Source organism: Geothrix fermentans DSM 14018 (assembly GCF_000428885.1).
GTDB classification, from domain to species: domain Bacteria; phylum Acidobacteriota; class Holophagae; order Holophagales; family Holophagaceae; genus Geothrix; species Geothrix fermentans.
The window spans coordinates 49,408-63,149 of the sequence record NZ_AUAU01000012.1; the positions used below are offsets into that span (position 1 = coordinate 49,408).

The 13,742-nt window shown below is 68.8% G+C and carries 14 protein-coding genes and 1 pseudogene; 9 read left to right on the plus strand and 6 right to left on the minus strand.

What is annotated here, in order from left to right; all coding sequences use genetic code 11:
- Nucleotides 1-2: 2 nt before the first annotated feature.
- From nrfD to G398_RS0105765, 5 genes and pseudogenes are all read right to left on the minus strand, one after another.
- Nucleotides 3-1,172, minus strand: coding sequence for an NrfD/PsrC family molybdoenzyme membrane anchor subunit (gene nrfD / locus G398_RS16560; protein ID WP_052571542.1), 1,170 nt, complete (start codon nt 1,170-1,172; stop codon nt 3-5).
- Nucleotides 1,169-1,942: a 4Fe-4S dicluster domain-containing protein gene (locus G398_RS16565; protein ID WP_052571544.1), complete on the minus strand. Its 774-nt coding sequence runs from the start codon at nt 1,940-1,942 to the stop codon at nt 1,169-1,171. Before G398_RS16565 ends, nrfD begins: the two co-directional genes overlap by 4 nt.
- Nucleotides 1,943-2,431: 489 nt before the next feature.
- Nucleotides 2,432-2,608 (minus strand): annotated as a pseudogene (gene groEL, locus G398_RS20675) (chaperonin GroEL); the annotation flags it as partial.
- A gap of 173 nt (nt 2,609-2,781) precedes the next feature.
- On the minus strand, nt 2,782-4,407 hold the full coding sequence (gene groL, locus G398_RS0105760) for a chaperonin GroEL (RefSeq protein WP_026852885.1): 1,626 nt from the start codon (nt 4,405-4,407) through the stop codon (nt 2,782-2,784).
- A gap of 105 nt (nt 4,408-4,512) precedes the next feature.
- On the minus strand, nt 4,513-4,800 hold the full coding sequence (locus tag G398_RS0105765; RefSeq protein WP_026852886.1) for a co-chaperone GroES: 288 nt from the start codon (nt 4,798-4,800) through the stop codon (nt 4,513-4,515).
- A gap of 212 nt (nt 4,801-5,012) precedes the next feature.
- Here G398_RS0105765 and G398_RS0105770 point away from each other — a divergent pair, with 212 nt between their 5' ends.
- The 8 genes from G398_RS0105770 (at nt 5,013) to G398_RS0105805 (ending at nt 12,714) form a co-directional block, all read left to right on the plus strand.
- Nucleotides 5,013-5,711, plus strand: coding sequence for a zinc ribbon domain-containing protein (locus tag G398_RS0105770; RefSeq protein ID WP_026852887.1), 699 nt, complete (start codon nt 5,013-5,015; stop codon nt 5,709-5,711).
- Nucleotides 5,708-6,373, plus strand: a complete 666-nt coding sequence (locus tag G398_RS0105775) for a YggS family pyridoxal phosphate-dependent enzyme (RefSeq protein WP_026852888.1) — start codon at nt 5,708-5,710, stop codon at nt 6,371-6,373. Before G398_RS0105770 ends, G398_RS0105775 begins: the two co-directional genes overlap by 4 nt.
- Before the next feature lie 104 nt (nt 6,374-6,477).
- The gene (locus G398_RS0105780; RefSeq protein ID WP_026852889.1) at nt 6,478-6,900 is read left to right on the plus strand and encodes an SRPBCC family protein; all 423 of its coding nucleotides are present in this window, start codon (nt 6,478-6,480) and stop codon (nt 6,898-6,900) included.
- 189 nt (nt 6,901-7,089) lie between these two features.
- Nucleotides 7,090-8,520 carry a DUF4139 domain-containing protein gene (locus G398_RS0105785; protein WP_026852890.1) on the plus strand — a complete coding sequence of 477 codons (1,431 nt, stop codon included), beginning with the start codon at nt 7,090-7,092 and terminating at the stop codon, nt 8,518-8,520.
- A gap of 120 nt (nt 8,521-8,640) precedes the next feature.
- On the plus strand, nt 8,641-9,405 hold the full coding sequence (locus G398_RS19390) for a DUF58 domain-containing protein (RefSeq protein WP_052571546.1): 765 nt from the start codon (nt 8,641-8,643) through the stop codon (nt 9,403-9,405).
- Between the two features lie 98 nt (nt 9,406-9,503).
- The gene (locus G398_RS0105795; protein ID WP_026852891.1) at nt 9,504-10,241 is read left to right on the plus strand and encodes a hypothetical protein; all 738 of its coding nucleotides are present in this window, start codon (nt 9,504-9,506) and stop codon (nt 10,239-10,241) included.
- Nucleotides 10,238-11,194 (plus strand): VWA domain-containing protein, encoded by a 957-nt coding sequence (locus tag G398_RS16575; RefSeq protein WP_052571548.1) that lies wholly within the window; start codon nt 10,238-10,240, stop codon nt 11,192-11,194. The genes G398_RS0105795 and G398_RS16575 overlap by 4 nt, the downstream gene beginning before the upstream one ends.
- Entirely contained in the window at nt 11,191-12,714 is a 1,524-nt protein-coding gene (locus G398_RS0105805; RefSeq protein ID WP_026852892.1) for a vWA domain-containing protein, read from the plus strand. The genes G398_RS16575 and G398_RS0105805 overlap by 4 nt, the downstream gene beginning before the upstream one ends.
- A gap of 96 nt (nt 12,715-12,810) precedes the next feature.
- On the opposite strand, the gene G398_RS21000 is transcribed toward G398_RS0105805, so the two are convergent.
- A complete protein-coding gene (locus G398_RS21000; protein ID WP_052571549.1) occupies nt 12,811-13,218 on the minus strand; it encodes a thioredoxin family protein in 408 nt (135 codons plus the stop codon).
- Nucleotides 13,219-13,386: 168 nt separating this feature from the next.
- Here G398_RS21000 and G398_RS21005 point away from each other — a divergent pair, with 168 nt between their 5' ends.
- A complete protein-coding gene (locus tag G398_RS21005; protein WP_026852893.1) occupies nt 13,387-13,734 on the plus strand; it encodes a hypothetical protein in 348 nt (115 codons plus the stop codon).
- Nucleotides 13,735-13,742: the final 8 nt, after the last annotated feature.

Below are 13,742 nucleotides of genomic sequence, written 5' to 3' on the forward strand. Positions count from 1 at the left end.
GGTTAGGATCTCCCCGAAGGCTCCTTCGCCCCTGCCACCGGGCCATCAGGGAAGACCGAGAAGGTCCGGACCGCGAAGGCGAAGACTGCCATGCCGATGGCCACCAGGCCCAGGGACACGGTGATCTCCATGGCCGAGGGCAGGTAGCGGGTGCCGGAGGCGGCCTCCATCCCCGTGATGCTGACATTCAGGCGGTTCATGACGAAGCCCAGCACCGCCAGGAAGGCGCCGCCCACCAGCCAGTCGGGGTTGGAGCGCAGCCGCCGGAAGGACATCAGGGCCACCGGAAGCAGCACGCCGAGCGCGAACTCCACCAGGAACATCCGGCCCTCGTAGCTGAGGTTGGTGATGGTCCCGAAGGCGTGGTTGCGGGCGATCCCCTGCAGCCGCATGAGGCCGAAGATGCCGAGGGCCATGACCATGCCGCGGGCCAGGGGCTCCAGCAGGTCCATCTCGAGGTGCCGGTGGAAGGCCCGCTTGCTAAGGTAGGACTCCAGGATCACCATGCCGATGCCCGCGCCGATGGCCGAGATGTAGAACTGCACCGGCAGCATGGGCGAGTACCAGAGCGGGTGCAGCTTGCTGGGGACGATGAGGTACAGCGAACCCAGCGAGGACTGGTGGAGCGTCGAGAGAAGCACGCCCAGGATCACCAGCGGCGTGATGAGCCGGTGGATGACCTTCGCCGGCGTGTGGAAGCCGAAGTATTCGAAGACCACCGGCGAGAACTCCACCGCCAGCACCGTGGTGTAGAGCATCACGCACCAGGCCACCTCGAACATGACCGAGTGGGTGTTCCAGTAGATGATGGCGTGCCAGATGCGCCAGGGCTGGCCGAGGTCCAGCAGCAGGGCCACGATCACGAAGGCGTAGCCCAGGAAGCCCGTGAGGATGGTGGGGCGGACGATGGGTTCGAAGCGGTGCAGGTTGAAGAGATGCACCACGGCCGTGAGGGTGAAGGCGCCGGCGGCCAGTCCCACGCCGCAGAGCAGGTCGAAGCCGATCCAGAGGCCCCATGGGAACTGGTCGCTCAGGTTGGTGACCGCGCCCAGGCCCTTGGTATAGCGGATCACCGCCACGGCGCAGAAGGCGAGGAAAAGCACCACGAAGACCGCGGTCCAGAAGCCGGGGCGGAAGCGCCGGGGCGCGAGGGTGGCGAGTGTGGTGTTCATGACCGGTCCTCCCGTCCGTGGCCTTGGCCGTTGCGGCCGTTCCCGTTGGCCGTGGCCTTCGCCACCTCCTCCCGTCTGGCGGTGATCCAGTGCACCCCGTAGAGGAAGACGGCCCAGACTGCGACGAAGTCCGGAATGTTGGAGAGCACCTGCCAGGTCTTCATGGCCGGGGGCTCCCCGGGCAGGTTGGACTTCAGCCCGAGCTTCTCGAACGGCACGTTGGAGATCATCAGCACCGACGTGCCGCCGGCCTCCGTGAGCCCGTAGATGTGATCGACATAGGCGCCGGGCTTCTGGCGGATCCGGGTCCGGGCCTCCCAGATCAGGTCCTCCTTCTTCCCGAAGATGGTGGCCTCGGCGGGGCAGGCCTCCGCGCAGGCGGTGGGCTTGCCCTCCTTCAGGCGGCCCGCGCACATGATGCACTTCCCGACCACGGGCACCGGTCGATCCCACTGGTACTTCGGGATCTCGAAGGGGCAGGCCATCATGCAGTAGCGGCAGCCCATGCAGCGCTCGGCGTCGTAGACCACGGGGCCTTCAGGCGTCTTCTTCAGGGCCCCCACGGGGCAGACCGACGCGCAGGTGGGCACTTCGCAGTGCATGCAGAGGCGGCGCACGTTGAGGCCCTCCCGCTCCTGGACCGTCGTCCAGGTATAGGCGGTCAATGCCTCCTCTACCTTGCCCGGTAGCTTGTTCTGCTCCTTGCAGGCGGAGCTGCAGGCGCCGCATCCGATGCAGCGCGTGGCGTCAAAGAGAAGGCCCATGCCCATGGGTTCTCCTGCTTTTTCAAAGTCCCGGGAGACATTCCCGGGGATTCGGAAGAAGCATCCATTCGGCCGAAACCATAGTCAACCCTTTGGTAGCAATTAAAAATGACAGTCTTGTCTCATATAAGAAAAAGGCCTCGCGCGCGCGAGGCACTTCCCAGGAACGGCGCGGGTTAGGCTCTTCCTCTCCGGTGGCCGGATCAGGGGATCAGGACAGGGCCTTTGCCTGCAGCTTCAGGCCCCCCGGAGGTGGTCTTTTTTCACATCGGAAGCCCTTCTGCGGACCTCCAGGACAAGAAACGCCCCGCAATCGCGGGTCGCGACCATGTGGGTCGCGAAGCAGGCTCCAGTGGAGCCTGCGCAGCGGGGCCCCACAGGGAGCGAATCACGCCCGTCAGGCCCCCCCACCAAGCTTTCTTTCCCCTCCGCGGCCCCATCAAAAAAAAGGCCCCGCAACCGCGGGGCCTTTCCAGAACCGCAGATCGCGGCTGATCAATACATGTCTTCCATACCGCCCATGCCGGGCCCCGCGGGGGCGGGAGCCTTGGGCTCGGGGAGCTCAGTGATGATCGCTTCAGTGGTCAGCATCATGGCGGCCACGGAGGCGGCGTTGCGCAGGGCGGACTTGGTCACCTTGGCGGGATCGACCACGCCGAACTTCACCATGTCGCGACCATGTGGGTCGCGAAGCAGGCTCCAGTGGAGCCTGCGCAGCGGGGCCCCACAGGGAGCGAATTACGCCCGTCAGGCCCCCCCACCAAGCTTTCTTTCCCCTCCGCGGCCCCATCAAAAAAAAGGCCCCGCAACCGCGGGGCCTTTCCAGAACCGCAGATCGCGGCTGATCAATACATGTCTTCCATGCCACCCATGCCGGGGCCCGCGGGAGCGGGAGCCTTGGGCTCGGGGAGCTCGGTGATGATCGCTTCAGTGGTCAGCATCATGGCGGCCACGGAGGCGGCGTTGCGCAGGGCGGACTTGGTCACCTTGGCGGGATCGACCACGCCGAACTTCACCATGTCGCCGTACTCGTTGGTGGCGGCGTTGTAGCCGTGGTTGCCCTTGCCCTCGCGGACGGCGTTCACGACCACGGAGCCTTCGACGCCGGCGTTGTTGGCGATCTGGCGGAGGGGCTCCTCCAGGGACTTGCGGACGATCTCGATGCCGGTGGCCTGGTCGCCGGTGGCCTTGAGCTCGGCGAGCTTGGGCAGGCTGCGGAGCAGCGCGACGCCGCCGCCGGCCACAATGCCGTCCTCGACGGCGGCCTTGGTGGCGTGCATGGCGTCTTCCACGCGGGCCTTCTTCTCCTTCATCTCGGTCTCGGAGGCCGCGCCCACCTTGATGACGGCGACGCCGCCCACGAGCTTGGCCAGGCGCTCCTGCAGCTTCTCCTTGTCGTAGTCGCTGGTGGAGACCTCGACCTGGGCGCGGATCTGCTTCACGCGGCCCTGGATGGCTTCGGTGGCGCCGGCGCCCTCGACGATGGTGGTGTTCTCCTTGTCGATGACGATCTTCTTGGCGCTGCCGAGGTCAGTCAGGGTGAGGTTCTCGAGCTTGAGGCCCAGGTCCTCGCTGATGGCCTTGCCGCCGGTCAGGATGGCGATGTCCTCGAGCATGGCCTTGCGGCGGTCGCCGAAGCCGGGGGCCTTCACGGCGGCCACATTCAGGGTGCCGCGGATCTTGTTCACCACGAGGGTGGCCAGCGCCTCGCCGTCCACGTCCTCGGCGATGAGCAGCAGGGGGCGGCGGCTGTTGACGACCTGCTCCAGCAGGGGCAGGAGGTCGCGCATGTTCGAGATCTTCTTCTCGTAGGCCAGGATGTAGGGGTTCTCGAGCTCCACCTTCATCTGGTCGGGATTGGTCACGAAGTAGGGGCTGAGGTAGCCGCGGTCGAACTGCATGCCCTCGACCACGTTCAGTTCGGTGTCGCGGCCCTTGGCCTCTTCCACCGTGATGACGCCGTCCTTGCCGACCTTGGCCATGGCCTCGGCGATGATCTTGCCGATCTCCTCGTCGCCGTTGGCGGAGATGGTGCCGACCTGGGCGATGGCGTTGCCCTCGACGGGCTTCTTGATGTCGTCGATGGCCTTGACGACGGTGTCGACGGCCAAGTCGATGCCCTTCTTGATCTCCATGGTGTTGGCGCCGCTCACGACGGCCTTGATGCCCTCGCGGTAGATGGCGCGGGCCAGGACCGTGGCGGTGGTGGTGCCGTCACCGGCGATGTCGGAGGTCTTGGAGGCGACCTCGCGCACCAGCTGGGCGCCCATGTTCTCGTGCTTGTCCTTCAGCTCCACTTCCTTGGCGACGGTGACGCCGTCCTTGGTCATGAGCGGGGCGCCGAACTTCTTCTCGATGAGGACGTTGCGGCCCTTGGGGCCGAGGGTGACCTGCACCGCGTCGGCGAGCTTGTTCACGCCACGCAGGATCGCCTGGCGGGCATCTTCGGCATAGATGATGGACTTGGCCATGTGTGTCTCCTGATTCAGGGATAAGGGATTAACCACGAAGACCACGAAGACCACGAAGGCACACGAAGCAGTTCTTCGTGGTCTTCCTGTCTTCGTGGTGAACTTTTAGCCCACGATCGCCAGGATCTCGTCCTCGCGCACGATGACGTGGTCCACACCGTCGATCTTCACTTCCGTGCCGCTGTACTTGCCGATCAGCACCTTCTGGCCGGCCTTCACGGACATGGGGTTGCGGGTGCCGTTCTCGTTGATCTTGCCCTCGCCCACGGCCACCACCTCGGCCTCCATGGGCTTCTCCTTGGCGGTGTCGGGGATGATGATGCCGCCCTTGACGGTTTCGGCGGCGTCGACACGCTTCAGCACGACGCGGTCGGAGAGAGGCTTGATAGCCATGGGACCTCCTTGGAAAGAAGAGAAAGAAACGGATGGGGCTGTTAGCACTCAGCCACAGCGAGTGCTAAGTCTGTCACTGGCCCTCAGCCCGGTCAAGCCGGATCTTCCATGATTTTCAAAAATTTTAGTCTTATCTATACATATTTTCTTCTCAAGAATATCAGATATCCGATCCATGAAGGGGGCCCCGGTCAGGGTGTAACCTTTAAGTCATGGAACACCTCGCCATCCTGCGCGACCTGCAAGCCACCCTGGACTACCTTCGGACCATCGAGCGAGACCTGTCGGCCCTGCCCCCTGATCTGGCGGTCCTGGACACCCGGTTGAAGGCCATCGAGAAGCAGGCGGCAGAAAAGACCAAGTCGCTGGACTCTACGCGGATCCATATCCAGATGAAGGCCAAGGAACTGGCCCAGGCGGAGAAGGACGAAGAACGTGCCCGCACGGCGGTGAAGGCCACCAGCCAGAAGGTCCACTACGCCGCCGCCATCCGCGACATGGACGAGAAGGAGCGGCAGAAGGCCGCCATCGCCCGGCCCCTGAAAGCCCTGGAGACCGAGGCCCACGCGCTGGAGCAGGCCCTGGAGGCCCTGGAGGCCGAACGGGCCACCCTCAAGGCCAAGTTCGACGAGCTGCACACCGTCTTCCTGGAAGAGCACGCCAACCAGGTGGAAGGACGGAAGCAGCTCCGGACCAAGCAGGCGGAGCTGGAGTCCAAGCTGCCCCCCCGCGAGGTCACGCGCTTCCACCGGCTCGCCGGCGCCCGCCAGGGGCGCGTGGTGGTGCCCGTGGAGAACGGCGCCTGCACGGGCTGCCACGTGAAGCTGCGCGGCCCCTTCCTCTTCCAGCTGAAAGAGGCCAAGGACGCCGTGGCCTGCGAATCCTGCCAGCGCATCCTCTTCCTGCCGTGAGCCTGTCGGACCGGATCGAGGGCCTGCGGGCCCGCATCCGCCGCGCCTGTGAGGCCGCGGACCGCGATCCGGCGGGCGTCGAGCTGCTTCCGGTGTCCAAGAAACAGCCACTGGCCCTCATCCGGGAGGCCGCCGGGCTCGGATTCTCGCGCTTCGGCGAGAACTACGTGCAGGAGGGCGCCGACAAAGCCGCGGCCGCCCCGGATCTGGCCTTCGTGCTCATCGGCCCCCTCCAGCGCAACAAGGCCAAGCCGGCTCTCCAGCACTTCGCCGAGATCCAGAGCCTCGACCGCCCCGAGCTGGCGGATCGCTTGCGCCGCCTGGCGGAGGAGCTGGACGTGGTGCGCCCCGTCTGGATCCAGGTGGACCTCTGGGACGAGACCACCAAGCTCGGCGGCTGCGCCGGAGCGGATCTGCCCGCCCTCATCGAGGCCCTGGGTGAGGACCCCCGCCTGCCGCTGCGGGGCCTCATGGCCATCCCCCCGCCCGAGGATGAAGGCGCCTTCGCCCAGCTGGCGGCCCTGCGGGATCGGCTCCAGCAGGACCTGGGCCGCCCCCTGCGCCTGAGCATGGGCATGAGCGCCGATCTGGAAGCCGCGGTGAAGGCCGGCAGCGACCAGATCCGCATCGGCACCGCCTTCTTCGGCGAGCGGAGTTACTGAAAAACATCCAACGCAAAGGCGCAGAGACGCAAAGCCGGCCTTCAAGTGTCTCTTTGCGTCTTCGCGCCTTTGCGTTGATCATTTTCCTTTCTCCCGGAGCTCTGATGACCACGATCAAGACCGCCACGGCCTCGCTGCCCGTCTCCGCCGACGCGCTGTTCGCGTTCCTCTCGGACCTGTCGAAGCACCGCGCCTTCCTGGAACCCGCCGCCATGAACTTCCAGGGCGAGGCCGACAAGCACAGCTACGTCCTCGAGGTCATGGGCATGAAGATGCCCCAGGAGCTGGTGGTAAAGGAGCGCGTGCCCGGCCAGCGGGTGGTGCTGGTGCCCGGCGCGAAGAAGCTGTTCGACCACGAGCTGCGCTTCGAGATCGCCGCCGCCGGCGAAGGCAGCACCCTGCGCCTCGTGGACGAGGCCGACATCCCCATGATGATGGCCATGATGGGCGCCGAGAAGCTGCTCCAGGGTCAGCTGGACAGCGGACTCGCGCGCATCCAGGAGCTGGCGGGGGCCGGGCAGATCTGAAGACCAAGGAAGGAATATAAGCGGAGGGGGCGGAGAAACAGAGAGCGCGGAGAAAGAGGATCAAGGATTCTCTCCGCTTTCCTCTGCTCCTCCGCAGTCCTCCGCTTATTTCAGGCCTTTCCGTGAAAGGATGTCCCCGATCCCGGCATGACCCTGTATCGGGCACCCGCCCGCTCCTTCGGAGGTCCCATGCGCCCCGCCCTGCTGCTTGCTGTCCTGCCCTCGCTTCTGGTCGCCCAGGAGTCCGTCACCACGCTCAAGGACCAGAAGGCCCTGGCAGTGACGATCTACAACGACAACCTGGCCCTGGTGAAGGACAGCCGGGAGGTGCGGCTGCCGAAGGGTGAGTCGCGCCTGGCCTTCCAGGAGGTGTCGGCCCAGATCCGGCCGGAGACGGCGCTGCTGCGGAACCTCACCCATCCCAGGGACTTCTGGGTGGCCGAGCAGAACTTCGACTTCGACCTGCTCACGCCCCAGAAGCTGCTGGAGAAGTATGTGGGCGAGAAGGTGACGGTGGTGCGCAGCGTCCCGAACGAGTCGGGCGCCGGGGCCAAGGAGGTCCGGGAGGAGGCCACGGTGCTGGCCACCAACAACGGCACCGTCCTCCAGTTCGCGGACCGCATCGAGACCAGCGTCCCCGGGCGGATCATCTTCCCCAGGGTGCCCGGCAACCTGCGGGCCCGGCCCACCCTGGTGATCAGCCTCAACAGCGGCGCCGACCGGGAGCAGAAGCTGGAGCTGAGCTACCTCACGGGCGGCCTCTCCTGGCGGGCCGACTATGTCGCCAACCTGGCCCCCGACGAGAAGACCCTCGACCTCAGCGGCTGGGTGACCCTCACCAACCAGAGCGGCGCCGCCTATCCCAACGCCACCCTGCAGTTGGTGGCGGGAGATGTGAACCGGGTGCAGCCGCGGGCGGAGCGTGTCTATGCTTTTGACGGATTGGCGGCCAAAGCCGCCCCGGCCCCCCCGAAGATGGCCGAGGAGAGCCTCTTCGAATACCACCTCTACACCCTGGACCGCCCCACCACCCTGGCCGTGAACCAGACCAAGCAGGTGGCCCTGCTCAGCGCCAGCGCCGTGCCCGTGCGCAAGGAGTACCTGCTCCGGGGCCAGTCCTACTACTACTCCGGCAGCTACGGCGACCTGGGCGACAAGCAGAAGGTGGGCGTCTTCGTGGAGTTCGACAACAAGGAGGCCAGCCGCCTGGGCATGCCGCTGCCCAAGGGCATCATCCGCGTCTACAAGCGCGACAGCGAGGGCCGCGCCCAGTTCGTGGGCGAGGACAACATTGACCACACCCCGAAGAACGAGTTGGTGCGCCTGAAGCTGGGCGACGCCTTCGACATCACCGCCCGGCGCAAGCAGACGGACTACAAGAGCCTCGGGAAACAGGGGAAGTTCGGCTTCGTCCACGAATCCGCCTTCGAGATCGAGCTGAAGAACGCGAAGAAGGAGCCCGTCACCCTCACCGTGCTGGAGCCCATGCCCGGCGACTGGGAGGTGCTCCAGAGCAGCCACCCCTGCACCAAGGCCGCCGCCGGCACCGGCAAGTTCCAGGTCGCCGTCCCCGCCGAAGGCAAGACCACGCTGACCTACCGCGTGAGGGTGAGGTGGTAGGGGCAGTCTTCAGGTATCAGTCTTCAGTCTTCAGTAATGGCACCCAGGGGCGGCCTTCGGCCGCTCCTGGGCTACTGAGGACTGAGGACTGAGGACTGAAGACTGCCATACTGACCCTCCATGCCCCTCCCCGCCCGCTTCCTCGCCCGCCTGCGTCGTCTGCCCCTGCGCCTGCGGGGGCGGCTGGGCGGGGGGACCGAGGGACTGCACCCCTCGAAGCTGAAGGGCGCGGGCCTCACCTTCGTGGAGAATCGGCCCTACGTGCCGGGGGATGATCCCCGCTTCATCAACTGGCCCCTCACCGCCCGCACGGGCGAGCCGATCATGAAGCGCTTCGAGAGCAGCCGGGACCTGGTGCTCTGGCTGGTGGTGGATCCCTCGCCCTCCATGTTCCTGGGCGACCCCGTCTCACCCCTGCGCTGGGCCCTGGAGCTCTGCGGCGCCGCCTTCGCCACCCTCCAGGCCACGGGCGACCGCCTGGGCCTCATCGTGCCCGGCGACGGGCGCACCCCGGCCCTGCGCATCGCGCCCAAGCGGGGCCGCATCCACGGCCTGCGCATCCTGGAGACCTTGGCCGAGCGCGGCCCGTCCATCCCCACGGAGGCCGCCTGGCGCGAAGCCCTGGGCCACTGGGGCGAGCACGGCAAGGGGCACCGCCTCTGGCTCTTCAGCAACGGCGCGGGCCTGCAGGGCCTGGCGCCCCTGCTGAAGCCCCTGGCCACGCGGCACCGGCTGGTCTGGTTCCAACCGGAGACGCCCGGCGGGCCCAAGGCCCCGGCCTGGCCCGATCCGGGCTTCTCCCCCGCCATCGAGCGGCAGCGCTGGGACCTCCTGGAGGATCCCATCGTGAAGCTGAACGCCTGGCTGCGGGCGGGGGGGGCGTGATGGGTGGTGAGGGTTCCATCCATCCATCGTTCTTGCTCGGAATCCGCTTGCGGATTCCGAGCAGAGGGAAGGCGGCGCTATGGGTGGCGGCGAGTCTGGTGGCTTCCGCCGCGCCGGCCTGGAAGGCGCCGGGGCAGCTGAGGCTCGGGGAGCTGGAGACGCTGGAGCTGCGAGAGGAGGACCCCGGGGCGCCGGCACCGCCGCGGCCCACGGTGGAGGATCGCCTCGGCCCCCTGCGCCTGCGCTCCATGGAGCCCCTGCCGGACGGGCGGGGCTGGCGCTTCCAGGTGCAGGCCCTGGAGCCGGGCCCCGCCGTGATCCCCGCCCTGGACCTGGGCAACGGCCAGCGGACGCCTGAGCTGCGGCTGGAGGTGCCGCGCACCATCCCCTTCGGCGGCCCCTGGGTGGGCTTCGGCGGCGGGAATGACGACCGCCTGCCCGCCATCCCCTTCCCCTGGGCTTGGGCCAGCCTCCTGCTGCTGCCGCCCCTCGGGCTGGCGGTCTGGATCCTCCGCCGCTGGCAGAAGGGCTCGGGCAAGCGCCGCCTGCACCACGCCGTCCACGCCTTCCGCCGGCACTGGCCTCCGGCCCGGCGCGACCGCGCCGCCCTCGACGCCGCCCACGCCCTGGGCCGCGACCTGCTGGCCGCGCGCTTCGGCGAGGAGGCCCGGGCCTGGGGGCCCGCGGAGTTCCAGTCCCGCAACCTCGATCCCTGGGACCAGTGGACCAAGAGCCTGGACGCGGCCCGCTTCGGCCGGACGGAACCGCCCTTCCCGGCCCCGGAGCCGCTGGTGGCTGCCCTGGACGCCCGTGGCGACCGGAGGGGGGACGCGTGATCGCCCTGCGCCATCCCCTCCTGCTGCTGGTGGCCGTGCCCCTGCTGATCTGGGCCTGGCGGGTGGTCTACCGCTGGGGCATCCCCTCCTCGCGCCCGTCCAGCGCCCTGGCGCGCCTCAGCTCCCACTGGCTGCCGCCGGTGCTGGCCCTGGCCCTGGGGCTGGCCGCGGCGGGCCCCGAGTGGCGCCGCCCCGTGCGGGGCGAGGCCCCCGTGGTGGACTTCGCCGTGGTGCTGGACGGCAGCAGCAGCATGAAGATCCTCGACCGGCCCGACGAGGACCGCTGGCACGCGGCCCGCCGCACCCTGGCCCAGTTCGTCCAGCGCCGGCCCGACGACCGCTTCGCCCTCATCCTCTTCAGCGCCCACCCGGTGACGCTCAGCCCCCTCACCGCCGACCACACGCGCCTGCTCCGCATGCTGGCCCGCCTCGACCTGGACAGCCGCGACGACGGCACCGCCATCGGCTCGGCCCTCATGACCGCTGTGCGGCGCCTGGAGGAGAGCCCCGCCCGCAGCCGCGTGATCCTGCTCCTTACGGACGGCGTGCAGAACCGCGGCCGCGTCACGCCCCAGGAGGCCGCAGAGGAGGCCCACCGCAACGGCATCCGCATCCACGCCGTGGCCATGGGCGCCGAGGGGGAGAGCCTGGTGCCCCTGGAGGGCGGCGGCTTCGCCCGCCTCCGCGTGGAAGTGGACCACGCCACCCTCCAGCAGGTGGCCCACCTCACCGGCGGCGAGTCCTTCAGCGCCGAGGATCCCGGCGGCCTGGCCCGCAGCCTCGCTGCCGTGGACCAGCTGGAGAAGACGCTCCTGCCCGTGGACCAGCCCACGGAAGGCGAGCCACTGGCCCGCTGGTGCCTCCTGGCCGCCGCCCTGCTGGCCCTGCCCCTGGCCGCGGACCTCGCTTTCAAGCGCGGCAGGCCCCGGCCCGCCTGGGTGGAGGGACCATGAACCTGCCCTTCACCCATCCCTGGCTGCTGGCGCCCTTCGGGGCGGCGGCGGCCGTGGCCCTCGCCCTCGCCCTGCGGGCCCACCTGCGGCCCGGGCTGGGCGTGCAGGTGGTGGGCCAGCGCCCGCTCTGGCAGGGCCTGGGCATGGCGCTCATGCTGGCGGGCCTGGGGCTCGGCCTAGCGGAGCCCCGCTGGGGCCTGCCGGAGTTCCCGCGGCTCACGGTCCATGTGGTGCTGGACGCCAGCCGCTCCATGAGCGTGCCAGACGCGGGTGGCCGCTCGCGCTGGGATGCGGCCGTGGCGGCCCTGGACCGCATCTGGTCCCAGCCCCAGGCGGGCCTCCGCTGGGGATTGGACCTGCTCACCGGCGACGACATCCCCCTCCAGCCCCCGGGCGAGGACCGCACCCTCCTGCGGGAGGCCCTGCGCGCCGTGACTCCCGGCGAAGTGGGATCCCCGGGCACGAGCCTGGGCCGGGGCCTCCCCCAGGTGGCCGCCCAGGCGGACCGCGATGCGCCTGCCGTGATCCTGCTGCTGAGCGATGGGGAGGAGACCTGGGAGGCCCCGGAGGCCGCCCTGGACCGCGCGATCGAGACCCTGAAGAAGGCGAAGCTCCCGGTCTGCGTGCTGGCCTTCGGAGACGGCCAGCCCCACACGGTGCCGGCCCGGCCCGCGTCTCAGGACCAGCCTCCCGCCCAACCACCATCCTCGCCGGAGCCGGCCGTGAGCACGGCCCACCTGGACTTCCTGGCCCGGCTGGCCCAGGCCACCGGGGGCCAGGTGTTCACGGACGGCGAGACCGCCGCCGCGGGCCTCCAGGCCCTGGCCGCCGGCAAACTGCCCCTGCCCGCCCAGCGCTCCCTCCAGCCGGCGCATCCCGAGGTGGGCGCCTGGCTGGCCCTGGCGGGCCTGGCCCTCTGGCTGGCCTTCGCCGGCAAGCCCATGGCCCGCTGGCGGCCGGCCCTGCTCCTGCTGCTGGCCCTGGCCGCCCCGCTGCGCTCCCAGAGCCGCCCCTGGGCGCCGCCGAGCGTGAAGGCCTGGCTGGCCCAGCGGGCCCTGGAGGATGGGGATCTGCCCGGCGCCCGCCGCTGGCGGCCCGGCGATGCCAAGCCCAACCATGTGCTCCTGGCTGCGCAGATCGACCTGCGGACGGGATTCCCCGAGGACGCCCTCAAGACCCTCTCGCCCCTGGTGGGCCAGGGCACGCCCCGCCCGGTCCCCGCCTGGCGCGCCCCGGCCCTGCTGCTGGCCGCCCGGGCCCACCTGGAGGCCCAGAGGCCCGCGGAAGCCCGGGCCCTGCTGGAGCGCCTGCTGCTGGAGCAGCCCGGCCAGCGGGACGCCATCCACGACCTCCAGACCCTGGTGAAGGACGCCGCGCCGCCTCCCCCGCCGGATCCGAAGAAGCCTCCGCCGCCGCCCCCGCCCCGCCCCAGCATGGGCGCCCAGCAGGACGAGCTGGAGGGCCTCAAGCAGCGCCTGCCCAAGCCGCCGAAGACACCGGCGGGCGTGAAGGATCTTTAGGGGCTGTCAGCTCTCAGCTATCAGCTATCAGCTAAAGAAACGGCGGCCCGGAGGCCGCCGTGCTTTGACTGAGAGCTGACAGCCGATAGCCAAAAGCTACTTCTGCCCCAGCCAGGCCGCGAACTCGGCGCCGGTGCGGAAGGCGCCCACCTGGCGGCGGACCTCCTTGCCATCGGCGTCCAGGACCACCATGGTGGGATAGGCTTCGAGGCCGAACTTCTCGGCCAGCTTCTTCCCCTCGGCCAGCGGCGTCCGGTCGCGCTTCTCCACCAGGGCGGAGAAGGGCACCACCTTGGCCAGGGCGGCCTGGCCCTCGGCGCTGGGGAAGACGTTCTTCTGCAGGTACTGGCAGGGCGGGCACCACTCGGTCCAGAGGTCCATGAAGATGATCTTCTTCTCGGCCTTGGCGCGCTTGAGCGCGGTCTGGTAGTCGTGCTCCCACTTCACGGGTCCCTGGGCCACCAGGGGCGCGGCGATGAGCAGGACGGCGGCAAGGGCTTTCATGCTGGAACTCCGGAAAAGGGGCGGACTGACCGCACATGGAATTGGATGGAGGCGGGCGGGCTTCCGTTCCATCTTCCAGGATAACCGGGCTAATCCGCCGGGTCCGAGGCCCGTAATCCCTGGTGAATCGGCGAGTGCCGAACCCCTTTCCTTCCAAGGAGGCCGCCCATGCGCGCCGTCATGATCCCGCTGGCCCTGGCGGCCAGCCTCAGCCTTCCTCTGGCCGCGCAGACCGCGCGGTTCATCAAGGTGGACATCGTCTCCAAATCCTTCCACCACCATGCCAGGCAGAAGGGCGTGGACGGCCCCAACGAGGTCCATGTCCGCATGCCCATCACCCTGGCCAACGGCATCCTCGACATGGCCGGCGAGGGCGAGATCAAGATCAACGGGGAAACCAAGAAGGGCATGAAGCCCGAGCAGCTCCAGAAGCTCCTCTCCAGCGCCAAGCCTGGGGACCTGCTCCTGGAAGTCACCACGGACAAGGGCGATCACATCCGAGTCACCGTCGAGTAGCCGGGAGC

What these genes read in the sequence shown, in the direction of transcription:
- nrfD (WP_052571542.1), bottom strand. Translation starts at nt 1,172, where the DNA reads ATGAACACCACACTCGCCACCCTCGCGCCCCGGCGCTTCCGCCCCGGC.
- G398_RS0105780 (WP_026852889.1), top strand. Translation starts at nt 6,478, where the DNA reads ATGACCACGATCAAGACCGCCACGGCCTCGCTGCCCGTCTCCGCCGAC.
- groL (WP_026852885.1), bottom strand. Translation starts at nt 4,407, where the DNA reads ATGGCCAAGTCCATCATCTATGCCGAAGATGCCCGCCAGGCGATCCTG.
- G398_RS0105785 (WP_026852890.1), top strand. Translation starts at nt 7,090, where the DNA reads ATGCGCCCCGCCCTGCTGCTTGCTGTCCTGCCCTCGCTTCTGGTCGCC.
- G398_RS21000 (WP_052571549.1), bottom strand. Translation starts at nt 13,218, where the DNA reads ATGAAAGCCCTTGCCGCCGTCCTGCTCATCGCCGCGCCCCTGGTGGCC.
- G398_RS19390 (WP_052571546.1), top strand. Translation starts at nt 8,641, where the DNA reads ATGCCCCTCCCCGCCCGCTTCCTCGCCCGCCTGCGTCGTCTGCCCCTG.
- G398_RS16565 (WP_052571544.1), bottom strand. Translation starts at nt 1,942, where the DNA reads ATGGGCATGGGCCTTCTCTTTGACGCCACGCGCTGCATCGGATGCGGC.
- G398_RS21005 (WP_026852893.1), top strand. Translation starts at nt 13,387, where the DNA reads ATGCGCGCCGTCATGATCCCGCTGGCCCTGGCGGCCAGCCTCAGCCTT.
- G398_RS0105765 (WP_026852886.1), bottom strand. Translation starts at nt 4,800, where the DNA reads ATGGCTATCAAGCCTCTCTCCGACCGCGTCGTGCTGAAGCGTGTCGAC.
- G398_RS0105770 (WP_026852887.1), top strand. Translation starts at nt 5,013, where the DNA reads ATGGAACACCTCGCCATCCTGCGCGACCTGCAAGCCACCCTGGACTAC.
- G398_RS0105805 (WP_026852892.1), top strand. Translation starts at nt 11,191, where the DNA reads ATGAACCTGCCCTTCACCCATCCCTGGCTGCTGGCGCCCTTCGGGGCG.